Annotated in this window: 15 protein-coding genes; 2 read left to right on the top strand and 13 right to left on the bottom strand. The window is 72.9% G+C overall.

What is annotated here, in order from left to right:
* Positions 1-52 precede the first annotated feature (52 nt).
* The gene (locus ACN260_RS13015; RefSeq protein WP_422756205.1) at positions 53-763 is read right to left on the bottom strand and encodes a MerR family transcriptional regulator; all 711 of its coding nucleotides are present in this window, start codon (positions 761-763) and stop codon (positions 53-55) included.
* Positions 764-905: 142 nt separating this feature from the next.
* On the opposite strand from ACN260_RS13015, the gene ACN260_RS13010 reads away from it, so the two are divergent.
* Entirely contained in the window at positions 906-3182 is a 2277-nt protein-coding gene (locus tag ACN260_RS13010; RefSeq protein WP_422756204.1) for an ATP-binding cassette domain-containing protein, read from the top strand.
* Positions 3183-3275: 93 nt separating this feature from the next.
* Here ACN260_RS13010 and ACN260_RS13005 read toward each other — a convergent pair whose 3' ends face one another.
* The 8 genes from ACN260_RS13005 to ACN260_RS12970 all read right to left on the bottom strand — a co-directional run bounded on the left by ACN260_RS13005 (position 3276) and on the right by ACN260_RS12970 (position 11169).
* Positions 3276-3689, bottom strand: a complete 414-nt coding sequence (locus ACN260_RS13005; protein WP_422756203.1) for a protein-tyrosine phosphatase family protein — start codon at positions 3687-3689, stop codon at positions 3276-3278.
* A 287-nt stretch (positions 3690-3976) separates the two neighbouring features.
* The gene (locus ACN260_RS13000; protein ID WP_422756202.1) at positions 3977-4225 is read right to left on the bottom strand and encodes a hypothetical protein; all 249 of its coding nucleotides are present in this window, start codon (positions 4223-4225) and stop codon (positions 3977-3979) included.
* Positions 4226-4364: 139 nt separating this feature from the next.
* Positions 4365-4970 carry a hypothetical protein gene (locus tag ACN260_RS12995; protein ID WP_422756201.1) on the bottom strand — a complete coding sequence of 202 codons (606 nt, stop codon included), beginning with the start codon at positions 4968-4970 and terminating at the stop codon, positions 4365-4367.
* A 389-nt stretch (positions 4971-5359) separates the two neighbouring features.
* Positions 5360-5671 (bottom strand): MazG-like family protein, encoded by a 312-nt coding sequence (locus tag ACN260_RS12990; protein ID WP_422756200.1) that lies wholly within the window; start codon positions 5669-5671, stop codon positions 5360-5362.
* A 124-nt stretch (positions 5672-5795) separates the two neighbouring features.
* Positions 5796-6428 (bottom strand): hypothetical protein, encoded by a 633-nt coding sequence (locus tag ACN260_RS12985; protein WP_422756199.1) that lies wholly within the window; start codon positions 6426-6428, stop codon positions 5796-5798.
* Positions 6429-6440: 12 nt separating this feature from the next.
* Positions 6441-8225 carry a DUF4012 domain-containing protein gene (locus tag ACN260_RS12980; protein ID WP_422756198.1) on the bottom strand — a complete coding sequence of 595 codons (1785 nt, stop codon included), beginning with the start codon at positions 8223-8225 and terminating at the stop codon, positions 6441-6443.
* Positions 8226-8324: 99 nt separating this feature from the next.
* Entirely contained in the window at positions 8325-9554 is a 1230-nt protein-coding gene (locus ACN260_RS12975) for a glycosyltransferase family 4 protein (RefSeq protein ID WP_422756197.1), read from the bottom strand.
* A 157-nt stretch (positions 9555-9711) separates the two neighbouring features.
* On the bottom strand, positions 9712-11169 hold the full coding sequence (locus ACN260_RS12970; RefSeq protein WP_422756196.1) for a polysaccharide biosynthesis tyrosine autokinase: 1458 nt from the start codon (positions 11167-11169) through the stop codon (positions 9712-9714).
* Between the two features lie 188 nt (positions 11170-11357).
* Between ACN260_RS12970 and ACN260_RS12965 the strand changes: the two genes are divergently transcribed.
* Positions 11358-13235 (top strand): polysaccharide biosynthesis protein, encoded by a 1878-nt coding sequence (locus tag ACN260_RS12965; RefSeq protein WP_422756195.1) that lies wholly within the window; start codon positions 11358-11360, stop codon positions 13233-13235.
* Between the two features lie 46 nt (positions 13236-13281).
* Here the strand turns inward: ACN260_RS12965 and ACN260_RS12960 are convergent, their stop codons facing one another.
* The 4 genes from ACN260_RS12960 to ACN260_RS12945 are packed head-to-tail and all read right to left on the bottom strand — an operon-like array spanning position 13282 to position 14877.
* Complete coding sequence (locus tag ACN260_RS12960; protein WP_422756194.1) at positions 13282-13485, bottom strand: hypothetical protein; 204 nt, start codon at positions 13483-13485, stop codon at positions 13282-13284.
* Positions 13482-13826: a hypothetical protein gene (locus tag ACN260_RS12955; protein WP_422756193.1), complete on the bottom strand. Its 345-nt coding sequence runs from the start codon at positions 13824-13826 to the stop codon at positions 13482-13484. Before ACN260_RS12955 ends, ACN260_RS12960 begins: the two co-directional genes overlap by 4 nt.
* Positions 13823-14233: a DUF1622 domain-containing protein gene (locus ACN260_RS12950; RefSeq protein WP_422756192.1), complete on the bottom strand. Its 411-nt coding sequence runs from the start codon at positions 14231-14233 to the stop codon at positions 13823-13825. The genes ACN260_RS12955 and ACN260_RS12950 overlap by 4 nt, the downstream gene beginning before the upstream one ends.
* A 56-nt stretch (positions 14234-14289) precedes the next feature.
* A complete protein-coding gene (locus ACN260_RS12945) occupies positions 14290-14877 on the bottom strand; it encodes a TMEM165/GDT1 family protein (RefSeq protein WP_204960667.1) in 588 nt (195 codons plus the stop codon).
* Positions 14878-14963: the final 86 nt, after the last annotated feature.

The raw sequence follows: 14963 nt of genomic DNA, 5'->3' as shown, positions 1-14963 counted from the left end.
CTGTGCGCGCAGGTGCCCGGCAGCGGGCGGGCGGTCCCCGGGACCGCCCGGTTCAGGTGCCGGTGGCGTCCAGGTAGTCGTAGAGCGCGGCGGAGGCCCGCAGCCGGCGCAGGCTGCGACGGTTCAGCTCCTGCTCCCGCCGGGCGAGTTCGGCGCGCACCCGGTCCGGCCGGCCGGTGCTGCGCAGCTCGTCGAGCACGGCCGTGATGATGTCGAACGGATAGCCGCCCCGGCGCAGCAGCGCCACCACCTGCGCCGCCCGTCCCTCGACCACGTCGTACACCCGGTAACCGGTGCCCCGCTGCCGGTGCGGGCGGAGCAGGCCACGCTGCTCCCACAGGCGCAGCTGCGAGGTCCGCACCCCCACCTGGGCCGCCACCTCGCCGATCCGGGCGTCCCGGCGGGGCACGGCCGCCGGCCGGCTGCCCAGCACGGTCTCGAACGCGCCCAGCACCCGGGCGATCTCGGCCCGCTCGCGGTCCAGCTCGGCGTGCCCGGCGTCGAGCGCGGCGAGCGCCGCCGGCAGCTCACCGCGGTGCACGGCCGCCAGCACCTCCCGGGTACGCGCCCAGCCGTGCCCCTCGGCCATCCGGCGGGCCACCGCCAGGGCCCGGACGTGGCGGTCGGTGAAGATCCGGTAACCGCTCGGGGTGCGGTCGGTCGGCGGCAGCACCCCGTCGGCCAGATAGTTGCGCACCTGCTGGGTGGAGATGCCGGCGCCGGCCGCGACGTCGACCAGCCGCCACCGTCGCTCCCCCGTCACCCGGGCCCCTCCCCCACCACTCGCGTTCCCGCCCACCCTAGCGGTTGTCACGTGGTTTGAGACTTCTCACGCATAGTCGAGCAGCTGAGGCCGGGCATGCGGAGAAAGTCTCTATAGGAACATTAATGAGAAAATCGAAGGTATGGAGCAACCAGCGCAGTCCGCCGCCGACCGCCACGACGTGATCGAGGTACGGGGGGCCCGGGAGAACAACCTCACCGGGGTTTCCGTCGACATACCCAAGCGACGGCTCACCGTCTTCACCGGGGTCTCCGGCTCGGGGAAGTCGTCCCTGGTGTTCGGCACCGTCGCCGCCGAGTCCCGCCGCCTGATCAACGAGACCTACAGTGCCTTCCTCCAGTCGTTCATGCCGAACCTGTCCCGCCCCGACGTCGACTCGCTACGGAACCTGACCCCGGCGATCGTGGTCGACCAGGAACGGATGGGGGCGAACTCCCGCTCCACCGTCGGCACCGCCACCGACGCGTACGCGCTGCTGCGCATCCTGTTCAGCCGGCTCGGCGAGCCACACGTCGGCGGGGCCGGGGCGTTCAGCTTCAACCTCGCCGAGGGCATGTGCCCGACCTGCGAAGGGCTGGGCCGGGTCTCCGACCTCGACGTGTCGGCGATGGTGGACGTGGAACGCTCGCTCAACGACGGGGCGATCCTGGTGCCGAACTTCGCCGTGGACTCCTGGTACTGGCAGACCATCGTCGGCTCCGGCCTGTTCGACCCGGACGTGAAGCTCCAGGACTTCACCCCGCAGCAGTGGGAGGACTTCCTGCACAAGCCGGCCACGAAGATCAAGGTCGGCGCCAACAGCTGGACGTACGAGGGGCTGGTGGTGAAGGTCCGCCGGCTCTACCTGACCAAGGACCGGGAGTCCATGCAGGCGCACATCCGGGCCTTCGTGGACCGTGCGGTCGCCTTCGCCACCTGCGCCGCCTGCGGCGGGGCCCGGCTCAACGCGGCGGCACTGTCCTCGACGATCGCCGGCCGGAACATCGCCGAGTGCGCGGCCATGCAGATCAGCGACCTGGCCGAGTTCGTCGGCGGGATCGACGCGCCGTCGGTGGCCCCGCTGGTGGCCGACCTGCGCGACACCCTGGACTCGATGGTGGAGATCGGCCTGGGCTATCTCAGCCTGGACCGGGAGTCCGGCACCCTGTCCGGTGGTGAGGCGCAGCGGGTGAAGATGGTCCGCCACCTCGGGTCCAGCCTCTCCGACGTGACGTACGTCTTCGACGAGCCGACGGTGGGGCTGCACCCGCACGACATCGCCCGGATGAACGGCCTGCTGCTGCGGCTGCGCGACAAGGGCAACACGGTGCTGGTCGTCGAGCACAAACCGGAGACGATCGCCATCGCCGACCACGTCGTCGACCTGGGTCCGGGCGCGGGTTCGTCCGGCGGGCGGATCTGCTACACCGGCGACGTCGCCGGGCTGCGCCGCTCCGACACCCTGACCGGCCGGCACCTCGACCACCGGGCGAGCCTGCGTACGACGTTCCGCCGGCCCACCGGCCACCTGACGATCCGGGGGGCCGACCTGCACAACCTGCGGAACGTCGACGTCGACCTGCCGCTGGGGGTGCTCACCGTGGTCACCGGCGTCGCCGGCTCGGGCAAGAGTTCACTGATCCACGGTTCGCTGCCCCGCCGCGACGGCGTCGTGGTGGTCGACCAGTCCCCCATCCGGGGTTCCCGGCGCAGCAACCCGGCCACCTGGACGGGCCTGCTCGACCCGATCCGCACCGCGTTCGCCCGCGCCAACGGGGTGAAGGCCGCGCTGTTCAGCGCCAACTCCGAGGGGGCCTGCCCGACCTGCAAGGGGATCGGGCTGGTCTACACCGACCTGGCGACGATGGCGGCCGTCGCCAGCGTCTGCGAGGCGTGCGAGGGGCGGCGGTACACCCCCGAGGTGCTGGCCTACACGTTGCGCGGCCGCAACATCAGCGAGGTGCTCGGCATGTCGGTGACCGAGGCCCGGGACTTCTTCCCGTCCGGCCCGGCCCGGGTGGTGCTGGACCGGCTGACCGAGGTGGGCCTCGGCTACCTGACGCTGGGGCAGCCGCTGACCACCCTGTCCGGCGGGGAACGCCAACGGCTCAAGCTGGCCGTGCACATGGCGGAGAAGGCGGCCACCTACGTCCTGGACGAGCCGACCACCGGCCTGCACCTGGCCGACGTGGACCAACTGCTCGCCCTGTTGGACCGGCTGGTCGACGCCGGCAACACGGTGATCGTCATCGAGCACCACCAGGCGGTGATGGCGCACGCGGACTGGATCGTCGACCTGGGTCCCGGTGCCGGCCACGACGGCGGCCGGATCGTCTTCACCGGCACCCCCGCCGACCTGGTCGCCCACGGCGACACCCTCACCGCCCGACACCTGCGCGAGTACGTCGCCCCCCGCTGAACGGGGCCGCTCCCCCGCCCCCGCCGGTGGCCGGCCGCAGGCGGGGGCGGGTCGGCGCGGTCGGGGGCGGGTCGGCGCGGTCGGGATCGCCGGTCAGTGGCTGGGGAGCCGGCGCAGCCAGGCGCGCTGCCAGGGGGTCTCCACAGCCTTCGGATGGTAGCGGTCGCGGACCCAGCGGACGGCGTCGCGGGCCGGCACCCCGTCGAGGATCGCCAGGGCGGCGAGGGTGGTGCCGGTCCGGCCGATCCCGCCCCGGCAGGCCACCTCCACCCGGTCGCCGGCCCGGGCGCGGCGCAACGCCTCACGGAAGGCGTCCAGGGCGTCGGCCCGGTCGGTCGGCAACCAGAAGTCGGGCCACCGGATGCGCCGGTGCGCCCAGGCGGGGGTCGGGCCGGGTGCCAGGATCAGGGCGAAGTCGGCCGGAGACACCGCGTCGGCCACCCGTCGCCCGCGTACGGTCGCGCCGCTGGGCAGGGTGACCACGCCGGCCGTGCTGGACCAGTCCACCCCGTGATTCTGCCCGGTACGCACACAGCGCGCCGCCCCCGACCTTCGGGGTCGGGGGCGGCGCGCGTCGATGTGCGGGTCGCCTCTCGGCGCGTGGCGCGACGCGGCTCCAGCCGAACGGAACTCCGCGACGGCTATTTCAGGTGAGGCCCGGGGACACCGGACACACCGACACCCTGCACAACGCGGGACCCCCCACGCTCCTTCCCCGCCCTGCGGTGACCCCCGCCACTCGTCGGCAGGCCGGGTATGTCGGATGTGGTGTCTGCGGGTGGGCGATGGCGGTGTCAGTCCGGCGGGCGCTGGCGGGCAAGCTTGAGGAGCAGCACCACCAGCAGACCGATGCCGAAAACCGCCATCAGGCAGCAGTCGAAGCCCCCGAACCCGGCCTTGGCGGGGCGGGCGTTCTGTCCCGCCCGCACCACGATCTCGCCGCTGCCCGACGATGCCCGGGCCATGACCGGTACGAACACCCAGAGCCCGACCGTAGCGAGGACCGTGCCCAGGCGGAACCGCCAGCTGTCCCATGTAGACATGGGTCCCATCCTCGCCGGGGTACGCAACCGGGGCACGGCGGACTACACCCCGTGCGCGGGCCGTCGGACGCCGAACTGGCCGGACCCCGGTGCGGGGTCCGGCCAGTTCGGGCGTTGGTGCTCACCCGGGGTACGCGGGTCAGCTGTTCCAGTGCTGGGTGACGAGGTCGGCGGCCTGCTGTTCCCACTGGGCGTAGTGGTCGGGGTAGGCCGATACCTGGACGGTCTGGGCGGCCTTGGTCAGGGGCATGTCCTGCCAGCCGTCGACCTGCTTGAGGCCCTTGAGGAAGGCCAGGGTGGCGTACTCGGGGTCGGTGATCTGTTCGACGGTGCCCCAGCCGCTGGAGGGGCGCTGCTGGAACAGGCCCTGCGAGTCGTGGTCGTTGCGGTCGCCGAGGTGGCCGAGGTTCTCCAGCTTCGATTCCTGTAGGGCGGTGGCGATCGACACGACCGCGGCCCGTTCGTCCATGCCGGCCTTCTTCGTCGCCGCGATGATCGCCTTGACGTTGCTCGTCTGTTCGTCGTCGAGGTCGATGTGGGACTGGTCGCCCTGTACGCCGTGGGGGATCAGCTTGCCGGTGTCCACGGCCGGCTTGTCGGCCTGGACGGCGGCGACGGGGTGGGTGTCGATGGTGGGGGTGTCGTGGTTGAGCGGGCCGGCGGCCAGTCCTGCGGCGACGGCGAGACCGGCGATGCCGAGGATGCTCTTACGCAGGATGGTGGTGTTCGTGATGGTGGTGTTCATAGGGGTTGCTCCTTCGGGGGTAGACGCCCCGTCCCTGGCCCGTGGCGGGCTGGGTGTGCCCGTGGTGGGTGGGCGGCGCAGGGGGGCGTGGGCACCACGTCGGGGCGCTCATGCGGGGGAGGGAAGGTTCGGGGGGTTCCCGGCCGGGGTGGTGGCCGCTCGTGCCGGGGTCAGGTGTAACGACCGGGGGTCCGGGGCCATTCCCGCAGGTAGTACGGGGTCGGCCGGGCGCTGCTGCGGTCGTACGGAGGGTGTAACGCCGGGGGCGGGGTCGGGATTCCGGCCGGGGGGTGCCGCCGGTCACGGCGACCGGGGTCGGACCGGGCGACACCGGACAACCGTCGCACCGGTGCCGGGAGCCGTTCCGCCCATCCGGGGCGGCCGGGTCGTCACGGGGTGATCCGGGACTCGACCTTCGCGGCGCAGGTGGTCACCACCGACCGGGCGTCCAGGCCCAGACTCTCGATGGCGACCAGGGCGGTGAAGACCACGTCGGCCAGCTCGGCGGCCACCTCCGCACGGGTGTGGGTGACCCCCTTGCGGGGGTTCTGGCCGAGCACGCCGATCCAGGCTCCGGCCGCCTCCCCGGCCTCCTCGCTGAGCTTGAGGATGCGGCAGGTCAGCTCGGTCTGGTCGGTGCCGTTGGTGGCGTCCAGCCAGGCGCGGGCGGCGCGGGCCGCGTTCCAGATCACCTCGTCCACCCGTCCAGTGAACCGGACGGGGGTGACGATCCACGCCCGGGGGCCCTCGGCGGCGTACCGGCAACGGTCGGTGCCCGTCGGACCGCAGGGTCCGACGGGCACCGGGTACCGCAGGGGTTCCGGGTCAGCGGGTCATGCCGAACCGGTGGCGACGCCGCCAGCCGAACGCGGTGAGCATCAGCACCACACCGGCGCCGACCAGGCCGCCGCCGACCTTCAGCGGCGTGCTCAGGTTGTCACCGGTCACCGGCAGGTGCGGGTGCGGCTTCTTCTTCGGCAGCACGGTGATCGTCGTGCTGGCCGTACGCCCCGAGGTGCGCCCGGTCGCCGTGAAGGTGATCCGCCCGATGTCGCTCGGCCGGTAGCTCACGGTGAAGTTGCCGTTCGCGTCCGTCTGCGCCGTGAAGTGCCGCGGCGCGGGCTGCGGCTGCGAGTAGTCCACCTTCACCATGGCGACGGTGGTGCCGTCGCTGCGTCGGGCCGGCGCCTGCCCCGGCACGGCCGCGGCGAGGGGCGCCACGGTGACGTCGATGTCGACGATCTCGTTCGGCCCGAAGCCGGTGCCGGTGAGCACCACCGTCTCGCCGAGGAAGATGGTCGTCGGGTTGGCCGTCAGCGAGGGCGTGACGGGCGGGTACGGTGGCGGCTGCGGCGTGCTGTCGGCGGGTGGCTGCGGCTGAGCAGCCCCCGCGGCGGTCGGCACGGCCACGATGGCCAGACCGACCGTCAGCGCCATGAGAATGCGGGATAGCCGCATGATGGTCTCCTCCTACTGTTTGCAGCTAGGTGCGGGAACTACTTGGGTGGTCCATGGGGTGGCGGTCGGTGTGTGCCAGAGTTCGGCGGTGCCGGTGGTGTTCCTGCCGGTCAGCAGGTCCACGTCGAGGGTCCGGGTCGCCCCGGGAGCGACGTCGACGGTGGCGATGACCACCTGCCGGCGACGTTCGATCCCACTGCCCAGCGGGGTCGGTTTTCCGTCGACCCGGGCGCTGAGCACCGTGCCGCCCGCCGGGCTGTAGACGGAGACCAGGGTCCGTGCCGTGTACGGGTCGCCGGCCATGCCGAGGCCGAGCACCGACTTGGCCAGACCCGAGTCGGGGGCCGAGGAGTGCAGGGTGAAGCGCAGCTTGAGCTGCCGCCGCCCCTCGTCGGCACAGTCGCCGGTGGTGAGGGTCGCCGTCGGCCGTAGGTAGTAGCCGAGCTTCGCGCCGCTGCCGTCGTTGAGGAAGACCCCGACGGTCGGGGTGGCCTCCTGTTCGGGGAGCGCACCGGCGAGCCGGGTGTCGGCGAACGTCCGCTGTTCCGTGGATCGGGCACTCCAGAACAGTATCCGTCTTTCCGTGATGGAGCGGTCTAAAGCCGACAAAAGCACTCTTGGGTTGACCTTCTTCGTGAGGAAGGCGTCGAACACGGCGGAGGCCGACGCGGCGAAGAAGGCGTCCTGCCCGGTGTCGTCGCGGCCCTGGTAGGCGTCGCTGAGCAGGGTGCGCACCACCTGGCTGCTGACCAGGGTGGCGTCGCCGGGCACCTGCACCGGGCCGGTGGCCTGGAGCAGGTAGGACAGCATCACCGGGTCGACAGTCAGCACCCCGTCGACGGTCACGCCGCTGTGCCGTCGGTACATCTCCCGGTAGAGCTTCGCCGCGGCGGGGAAGTTCGGGCTCAGGTTGACATCGGCCGGGTAGATGCCCGGCAGGTCGGTGTAGAGCCGACGCACCTCCTCGTCCACCCGCAGCGCGGGGGTGAACCGCCCGAACTGGGCGCTGGTGCCCTGCTCGCGCATCCGGATCCGCCCGTCGTCGGCGTGGATCACCGCGTACGCGCCGAACATCCCGCCGGTCGCGCGCAGTTCGGCGAGGTTCTGCGAGAGCAGCAGGTAGCTGCGTGGTCCGTCCGCGCCGAGCAGGGCGGGCAGCACCCGGGCTCCCCGGTCCGCCGCTCCGGTCAGCCCGGCCAGCCGGTCGATCTCCGCCCGCAGCTCGGTCAACGCCGTGCCGAGTTGGCTGACCAGGTCCTCGGCGGGTACCGCCTCGAGGCCGGCCCGGGACCTGCGCACCGCGGCGTCGGCGGCGGTGAGGTCCGCCGAGGCGGCCCGCAGTCGGGCCAGGTCCAGCCGTCCCTCGGTCGGCACCAGCGTGGTCAGGTCGGTGCGCAGCAGCGCCGGGAACGCCTCCCGGGCCAGGTCGTCGATGGCCACCGCGATGGTGCGGACGGCCGCGACGTCGTCCCCGGCGTACGGGGCGTGCCGGGCGAGCGCCCAGCCGGGGTCCCCGGTGGCGGTACGGGCCGCCCCGGCCTGTTCCTGCAACGCCGCCAGGGTGCGCTGGGCCCGGTCGAGGTCGCCACCGAGCACCTGGGTGCTCAACTCCCGGGCGAGCCCGGCCGCGTTGACCAGGTGGGCGCGCGCCTGCCAGCCACGGAACCCCACCCAGCCGGCGGCACCGAACAGCACCGACCCGACGACCAGGCAGACCAGCAGGACCCGGCGGATCCGTCGCCGGGTCCGCCGCCGCAGTCTCCGTCGGCCGCTGCGCGACCTACCGCTCTCCGCCACCCGCTGCTCCACTCTCCCTTTCGGGCGATATGACCGTTCATGAGCTTTGTAGCATGACAAATACCACTGTCAGGCTGTTACCGAATTTTCGTACTTGGATTAGTTCGCGCGGGATTGCCGGGTCGGCACCCGGGGGGACGCCACGTCCCGCAGCAGCGACTCGATCCGGTCCACCCCGGCCCGCAGCGACATCTCCCGCAGGTAGGTCTCCCGCCCCCGCCGCCCCATGTCCGCCCGCGCGGGCGGTGGGATCGTGCTGGCCAGCCAGAACCGGTCGGCCAGCGCGGCCCAGTCCTCGGGCGGGCAGGACAGGCCGGCCCGGGCCCGCTCCACCAGCGCCGCGGTGTCGCCCCCGGCCGAGGCCACCAGCGGGGCGGCACAGGCCAGCGCGGACTGCACCTTGCTCGGCACCGTCCCGTTCAGTTCCGGCAGATCCCGCAGGGTCACCAGCTGGTAGTCGGCGGCGGCGTACAGCTCGGGCATCTCCCCCGGCGACCGCCGGTCGAGGAACCGCACGTTGCCGGCCCCGAGTTCGCTGGCCAGGCCCCGTACCCGCCGCTCCTGCGCCCCGGAGCCGACCAGCACCAGGTCCATCCGGTCGGGCAGCGCCGCGGCGGCCCGGACCGCGGTCTCCAGGCCCTGCCGCTCGCCGATCGTGCCGGCGTGCATGACGACGCAGCGCGCGTCCCCGCGGACCAGCGCCTGGGCGGCCCGGCCGGCGCGCACCGGTTGGAAGATCCGCTCGTCGGTCCAGTTGGGCACGGTACGCACCCGGTCCCCGGCGACCCCGTCGGCGAGCACCAGGTCCCGCATCGAAGGGGCGGTGACCGCCACCGCGTCGGCCGCCCGCAGCACCCGGCGCATGGTGGTGGTGATCCGGCCGGGCCGCTGCGGATCGGTCGCGACCTCCCCGGTCCAGAGATCCTGCACGTGCAGGACGGTGGGCACCCGGCCGAGCAGCCGCAGCAGCCCGGCGGCGGCGAAGCTGGTCGCGGGGAACTGGAAGACGTAGAGCACGTCGACGCCGGCCAGGTACCGCCGTCCGGCGAGTGCCGCGCTGCCGGCGAAGGAGAGGTAGCCGGCCATCCGGGCGGTGGGCGAGGCGTCGCCGCCCGCGTAGCGGGGCACCCGGCGTACGGTCAACCGCTCGCTGTGGGTCACATGCCGCCAGCGCTGCCGCCACCCGGGATAGACGTGGCCGCCGGGATAGTCCGGGAAGCCGGTCAGCACCCGCACCTCGTGTCCGCGCCGGGCCAGTTCCTCGGCGAGGCTGCCGGGGATGAACGCCGGTTCCGGCGGGAAGTGGTACGACAGGATTCCCACCCTCATCGCCGCGCTCCCCTCCGCGTACCGCCGACGGGTCGTCGACCGACGCGGTCGAGGGCCGGGGGGCGACGGCGCACCGCCGCCCCCGACCCGCGGGCCGCCGTCGCCGCCCCGCCCGTGGCGGACAGGGCGGGACGGACGGACGGACCCGCGGCGACACTCATCGCGGCAGCCGGGTGAGTTCCTGGGTCCGGTCGCCGGCCGGGTGCAGCCCCTGGTCGTCGCGGTGGGCGGCGGTGGCGCGGTCGGCCGGCACCGAGGCCGGCGACGCGGTGGCGATCCGGTACGCCTCGTACTGGTAGGCGTCCGCGCGGGCCACCTTGGCCATGTTGAGCACACACCCGAGCAGCCGCACCGACACGGAGTGCAGGGACCGGGCCGCCGCGGCGGCCTGGGCACGCGAGGTACGCCCCTGCTGGGTGACCAGCAACGCGCCGTCTGCCTGCACGGCCACCACCACGCCGTCGGTGACGGCCAGCAGGGGCGCGGTGTCGATCACCACGATGTCGGCGGACTCACGCAGCGACAGGAGCAGGTCGGCCATCGACTTGGACCCCAGCAGCTCGCTCGGGTTCGGCGGGGTCGAGCCGCTGGGCAGCACCAGCAGGGACTTGTCGCCCCAACGCTGCACCACGTCACCGACCTGGACGTCGCCGACGAGCACGTCGGTGAGCCCGACGCCGCCGTCGACCCCGAGGTAGTCGGCGACCTTGGGACGACGCAGGTCGGCGTCGACCAGCAGCACCCGCCAGCCCGCCTCGGCCAGCGCGATCGCCAGGTTGCAGGACAGGGTGGTCTTCCCCTCCCCCTGCAACGCGCTGGTCACCGCGATCACCCGGGCCGGCTCGTGCACGTCCACGAACCGCAGGTTGGTCCGCAGCTTGCGGACCGCCTCCGCCCGCGCCGAGGTCGCCGCCGCGCCGACGATCAGCGGCGCCGACTTGGCCCCCTGGTCGAACGGGATGTCGCCGAGCAGTGGGCTGCCGGTGGCGCGTTGCAGACCGGCGGCGTCCCGCAGCCGTACGTCGACCATGCCGCGCAGCACGGCGAGCGCCACGCCGAGCAGGAGGCCGACCAGGACACCGAGGGCGAGGTTGCGGTTGGGCTGCGGGGAGACCGGGCTGGCACTGACCCGGGGGCCACCCACCACCTCGATCCGGGTCGGTCCGGCCTTGCCGTCCGACGTGGTCTCGATCTTCTTGACCAGATCGACGAACTTGGCCGACAGCGCCTCGGTGACCTTCATGGCCCGGGTCTGGTCGGTGTCGGTGACGCTGGCCCGCAGCAGCACGGTGCCCGGTTCGGTGGAGGTGGCGACCCGGCGCTGGATGTCGTCGGCGGTGAGGCCGAGGCCGGAGTCGGCGACCACGGCCTGCGCCAGGCGGTCGCTGCGCAGCAGGTCGGCATAGGACTTCACCCGCTGCTGGAGGAAGAGTTCGCCCTGGTAGGCGTTGCTCACGCCCTGGTTGGGGGCGGTGACGAAGAAGGTCACCGAGGCCACGTAGCGGGGCGCCGTGCGGACCGTGACCAGCGCCGCCGAGCCGACCGTCAGCATCAGCGTGACCAGGACGATCCACCAGTGTCGGCGGACCAGGCGCAGGCAGGTGCGGACGTCCATCACACCCTCCGTTCCGGCGGAACGGCCAGCTGGTGAAAAAGCACGAAGTCTCCCTAGGTTCCTATAAGCGCATGAGAGTGTCTAAACGCTGCGAGTAGCCCCTTAAGTTGCAAAAACAACGTATACGATGCAAACCGCTTGCCAGTGCCGAATCCTCGCAATCAAGGATCAAAAAGCAGAGGACGCCAATGAACCACGTAGACCCCCAGCCCGACGACGACCCCAGCCAGCGGCGCGACTGGGTCACGCGACGCGCGAAGGCCCTGTCCTTGCTAACGCTCGACACCGCCTCCTGGTGCGCGGGTTTCCTGGTCGCCTCCTGGGCGCGGTACGAGTTCGGCATCACCCCCCGGCAGTGCGCCCTGGCCCTCGGCGCCGCCGTCGTGTGCGCGGTCATCCACGCGGCGCTCGAACAGGTCCGGTTCACCGCCCGGGGCCGGCACCCGGTCGGCAGCGTCGGTGAGGCCCGCGACCTGGGCGGGACGGTCGTGCTGGCCGCCGCCGTGGCGCTGGCCGCGCTGCTGCCGATGGCCGAACGACCCGTCCCGGCCAGCGTGCCGATCCTCGGCGCCGCCGTCGCGTTGCTGCTGATGGGGGCCGGTCGGGTCACCTACCGGTGGCGACGCGACCGCGACGCCCGGCCCGCCCGCTCGGCCGACCGGACCCTGATCTACGGGGTCGACGCGGCCAGCGAACGCCTCGTCCGGGTGCTGCTCGGCGACCCGACCAGCGGATACCTGCCGGTGGGGCTGCTCGACGACGACCCCGAGCGGCAGGGGCTGCGGGTGGCCGGGCTCCGGGTGCTCGGCGGCCGGGAGCAACTGATCCAGGCCGTCCGCGCCACCCGGGCCGGCACGGTGATCTTCTCGATCAACGGCTCGGACGCCGAGCTGATGCGTGACGTGCGCAGCCGCACCCTCCAGGCCGGCGCCGCGTTCAAGGTGCTGCCGCCCGTACGCGAGCTGCTGGACCGCCCGGTCACCGCGCACGCCGTCCGCGACCTGCAGCTCACCGACCTGCTCGGACGGGCCCAGCGGGTGGCCGAACTACCCGTGGAGCGCAACGGGCTCGCCGGACGCCGGGTGCTGGTCACCGGCGCGGGCGGCTCGATCGGCTCCGAGCTGTGCCGGCAGATCGCCCGCTGCGACCCCGGCGAGCTGATGATGCTCGACCGGGACGAGTCGGCGCTGCACGCGCTCCAGATGTCCCTGCACGGGCGGGCGCTGCTGGACGGGCCGGAACTGATCCTCGCCGACCTCCGCGACGCCGACGGGATCGCCCGGATCATCGCCGAACGGCGGCCCGACATCGTCTTCCACGCCGCCGCCCTCAAACACCTCACCCTGTTGCAGCGGCACCCGGGCGAGGCGGTCAAGACCAACGTCCAGGGCACGCTCAACGTGCTGGAGGCGTGCCGCGACGTCGCCGAGTTCGTGAACATCTCCACCGACAAGGCGGCCAACCCGATCAGCGTCCTCGGCTACTCCAAGCGGATCACCGAGCGGCTGACCGCGCACTACGCCGAGCGGTACGGCGGGGCGTTCCTCAGCGTCCGCTTCGGCAACGTGCTCAGCAGCCGGGGTTCGGTGCTCACCGCGTTCCAGGCCCAGGTCCGGGCCGGGCTGCCGATCACCGTGACCCACCCGGACGTGACCCGGTACTTCATGACCGTGCAGGAGGCGGTGCACCTGGTGCTCCAGGCCGCCGTCGTCGGCCGGGGCGGGGAGGCGCTGGTGCTGGACATGGGCGAGCCGGTACGCATCGCCGAGGTGGCCCAGCGGCTGGCTGCCGAGGCGGCCCAGCCACCCGAGATCGTCTACACCGGCCTGCGCCCCGGGGAGAAGCTGCACGAGGACCTGTTCGGCGTCGACGAGATCGACAGCCGGCCGCTGCACCCGCTCATCTCCCACGTTCGGGTCCCCGCGCTGGACCCGGCGGAGCTGGCCGGGCTCGACCCGTACGGCGACCCGGACGAGCTGGTCAAACGGCTGGCGGCCTGCTGCGACGACCGCCTCGTGCGGGTCGACGACACCGCCCGGCTGTCCACCCTGCCGTCACCACGCTGAACCCACCGTCCGCCCGACGTCCCGCCGGGCGGACGGTGGTGAGCGCTCAGCGGTGACGCCGGGCGTCGTCGTCCCGTCCGTCCGGTTCGGTCTCCTCCAGGGCCTCGGTGACCGACCCGGTCAGGTCGTCACCCGGCACCGCGACCGCCTCGGCCCGGTCCTGCTCGTCGGGGCGGCCACCGGGTGTGGGCTGCGGCGCGGTGGCCCCGCCCGCGAAGCCGTACTCGTTCGGCTCGTCGTGCCGGCTCATAGGGGAATCCTTCCCGTCACGGTCGGTTCGTGCCCTGCTGGCCCCCGGTGGGGGTGTGCTCGGCTTACCCACGTCCGGGGGTCGGTAGTCGGTGGCGCGGTGGGCGGTGGCGCGGTCAGCCCGGCCCCGAGCAGGTGACGCAGCAGCACGACCGCCGCCGCCGTCGCCAGCGCCGACCAGCTCCGGCCGCCGGCCAGCCGCAGCAGGCCAGCGGCGACCAGCAGGTCGAGCAGCACCCGCAGGGCGGTCCGCCAGGAGCGGGTGGTCAGCAGCGCCACCGCGCCGACGCCGAGGGCGAGCGCGCTCACCCCGGTGGCGAGCAGCACCGCGACCCCGGTCACCGGGCCGGCCCGCCGCCGTCCCCGACCGGGACCGGCTGTGGCTCGGGGTGCGCCCGGTCACCGGCGTCCACCTGCCGTTTCTCCTGGGCGATCTCCCGGCGCAGCACGACGTTCAGCGCGGTCCGGATGGTGGCGATCGCCGCCAGCTGACCGAGCTGGGCGAAGGTCGGCGACACCGCGGTCCGCAGGATGTCCGCCGCCAGCTGGAACTCCAGGCCGAGGGTGAGGAAGCGGCCGAGGGAGAGCCGGATCGGGGTGAACACGGCGGCGCTGCGGTGCCGCAGCCCCTCGACCACGAACCGCAGCGCCGCCCAGAGCGCACCGACGACGATGACGGTCGCCCCGATGGTCTCCACCACCCCCACCACGACCGCGTCGCCGTGGCGCAGCAACTCGTCCACCCTCACCGGGTGGCGTTACCCGCCCGCACCCCGGCTAGTCGGGGTCAGGCCGGTGCGTGCAGTCAGGACAGCTCGCGCACCGCCTCCAGGATCAGCCACAGGCCACAGATGGCGAAGAGTACCGCCGCGCCGTACCGGATGGTCCGCTCCGGCAGGTGCCGGCCGAGCAGTCGGCCGACCAGGATGGCCAACGCGTCGGCGGCCACCATGCCCAGCGTCGAGCCGAGCCAGGTGCCGAACCAGCCGTACTTGGTGGCCAGGGTGATGGTGGCGAGCATCGTCTTGTCGCCCAGCTCGGCCAGGAAGAACGCGACACCGACGGCGACGATGGCGGACTTGCCGGTCTTCTCCGCCTTGCGCTTCTCCTCCTCGGTGAGCTTGTCCCCGCGCAGCGTCCAGACGCCGAAGCCGAGGAACGCCAGGCCGGCGACCAGCGAGATCCACCCGGTGGGCAGGGCCGCGTTCAGGCCGACCCCGATCGCCACCGAGGCCAGGTGCACGATCGCGGTGGCGACGGTGATGCCGATCAGCACCGGGACCGTCTTGAACCGGGTGGCGAACGTGAGCGCCATGAGCTGGGACTTGTCCCCCAGCTCGGCGACGAAGATGACGCCGAAGCTGACGACCAGCGCGACGAGGAAACCGTCCATGAGGAACCTTCCCGATCAGGCCGGGAGGAGGTGACGGGGCGACCTCGACCCGGCTGTGTGACAGCCTGAGTCGAAGGTCTCGCCCG

The sequence above is a fragment of the Micromonospora sp. WMMD708 genome, from assembly GCF_049315245.1.
In the GTDB taxonomy this organism is placed as follows: Bacteria; Actinomycetota; Actinomycetes; order Mycobacteriales; family Micromonosporaceae; genus Micromonospora; species Micromonospora wenchangensis.
Note: the sequence above shows the minus strand (reverse complement) of the source record. Positions and strands in the feature narration are given on the sequence as shown.

What these genes read in the sequence shown, in the direction of transcription:
- ACN260_RS12975 (WP_422756197.1), bottom strand. Translation starts at nt 9,554, where the DNA reads ATGAGGGTGGGAATCCTGTCGTACCACTTCCCGCCGGAACCGGCGTTC.
- ACN260_RS13000 (WP_422756202.1), bottom strand. Translation starts at nt 4,225, where the DNA reads ATGTCTACATGGGACAGCTGGCGGTTCCGCCTGGGCACGGTCCTCGCT.
- ACN260_RS12960 (WP_422756194.1), bottom strand. Translation starts at nt 13,485, where the DNA reads ATGAGCCGGCACGACGAGCCGAACGAGTACGGCTTCGCGGGCGGGGCC.
- ACN260_RS13010 (WP_422756204.1), top strand. Translation starts at nt 906, where the DNA reads ATGGAGCAACCAGCGCAGTCCGCCGCCGACCGCCACGACGTGATCGAG.
- ACN260_RS12970 (WP_422756196.1), bottom strand. Translation starts at nt 11,169, where the DNA reads ATGGACGTCCGCACCTGCCTGCGCCTGGTCCGCCGACACTGGTGGATC.
- ACN260_RS12985 (WP_422756199.1), bottom strand. Translation starts at nt 6,428, where the DNA reads ATGCGGCTATCCCGCATTCTCATGGCGCTGACGGTCGGTCTGGCCATC.
- ACN260_RS12965 (WP_422756195.1), top strand. Translation starts at nt 11,358, where the DNA reads ATGAACCACGTAGACCCCCAGCCCGACGACGACCCCAGCCAGCGGCGC.
- ACN260_RS12945 (WP_204960667.1), bottom strand. Translation starts at nt 14,877, where the DNA reads ATGGACGGTTTCCTCGTCGCGCTGGTCGTCAGCTTCGGCGTCATCTTC.
- ACN260_RS12995 (WP_422756201.1), bottom strand. Translation starts at nt 4,970, where the DNA reads ATGAACACCACCATCACGAACACCACCATCCTGCGTAAGAGCATCCTC.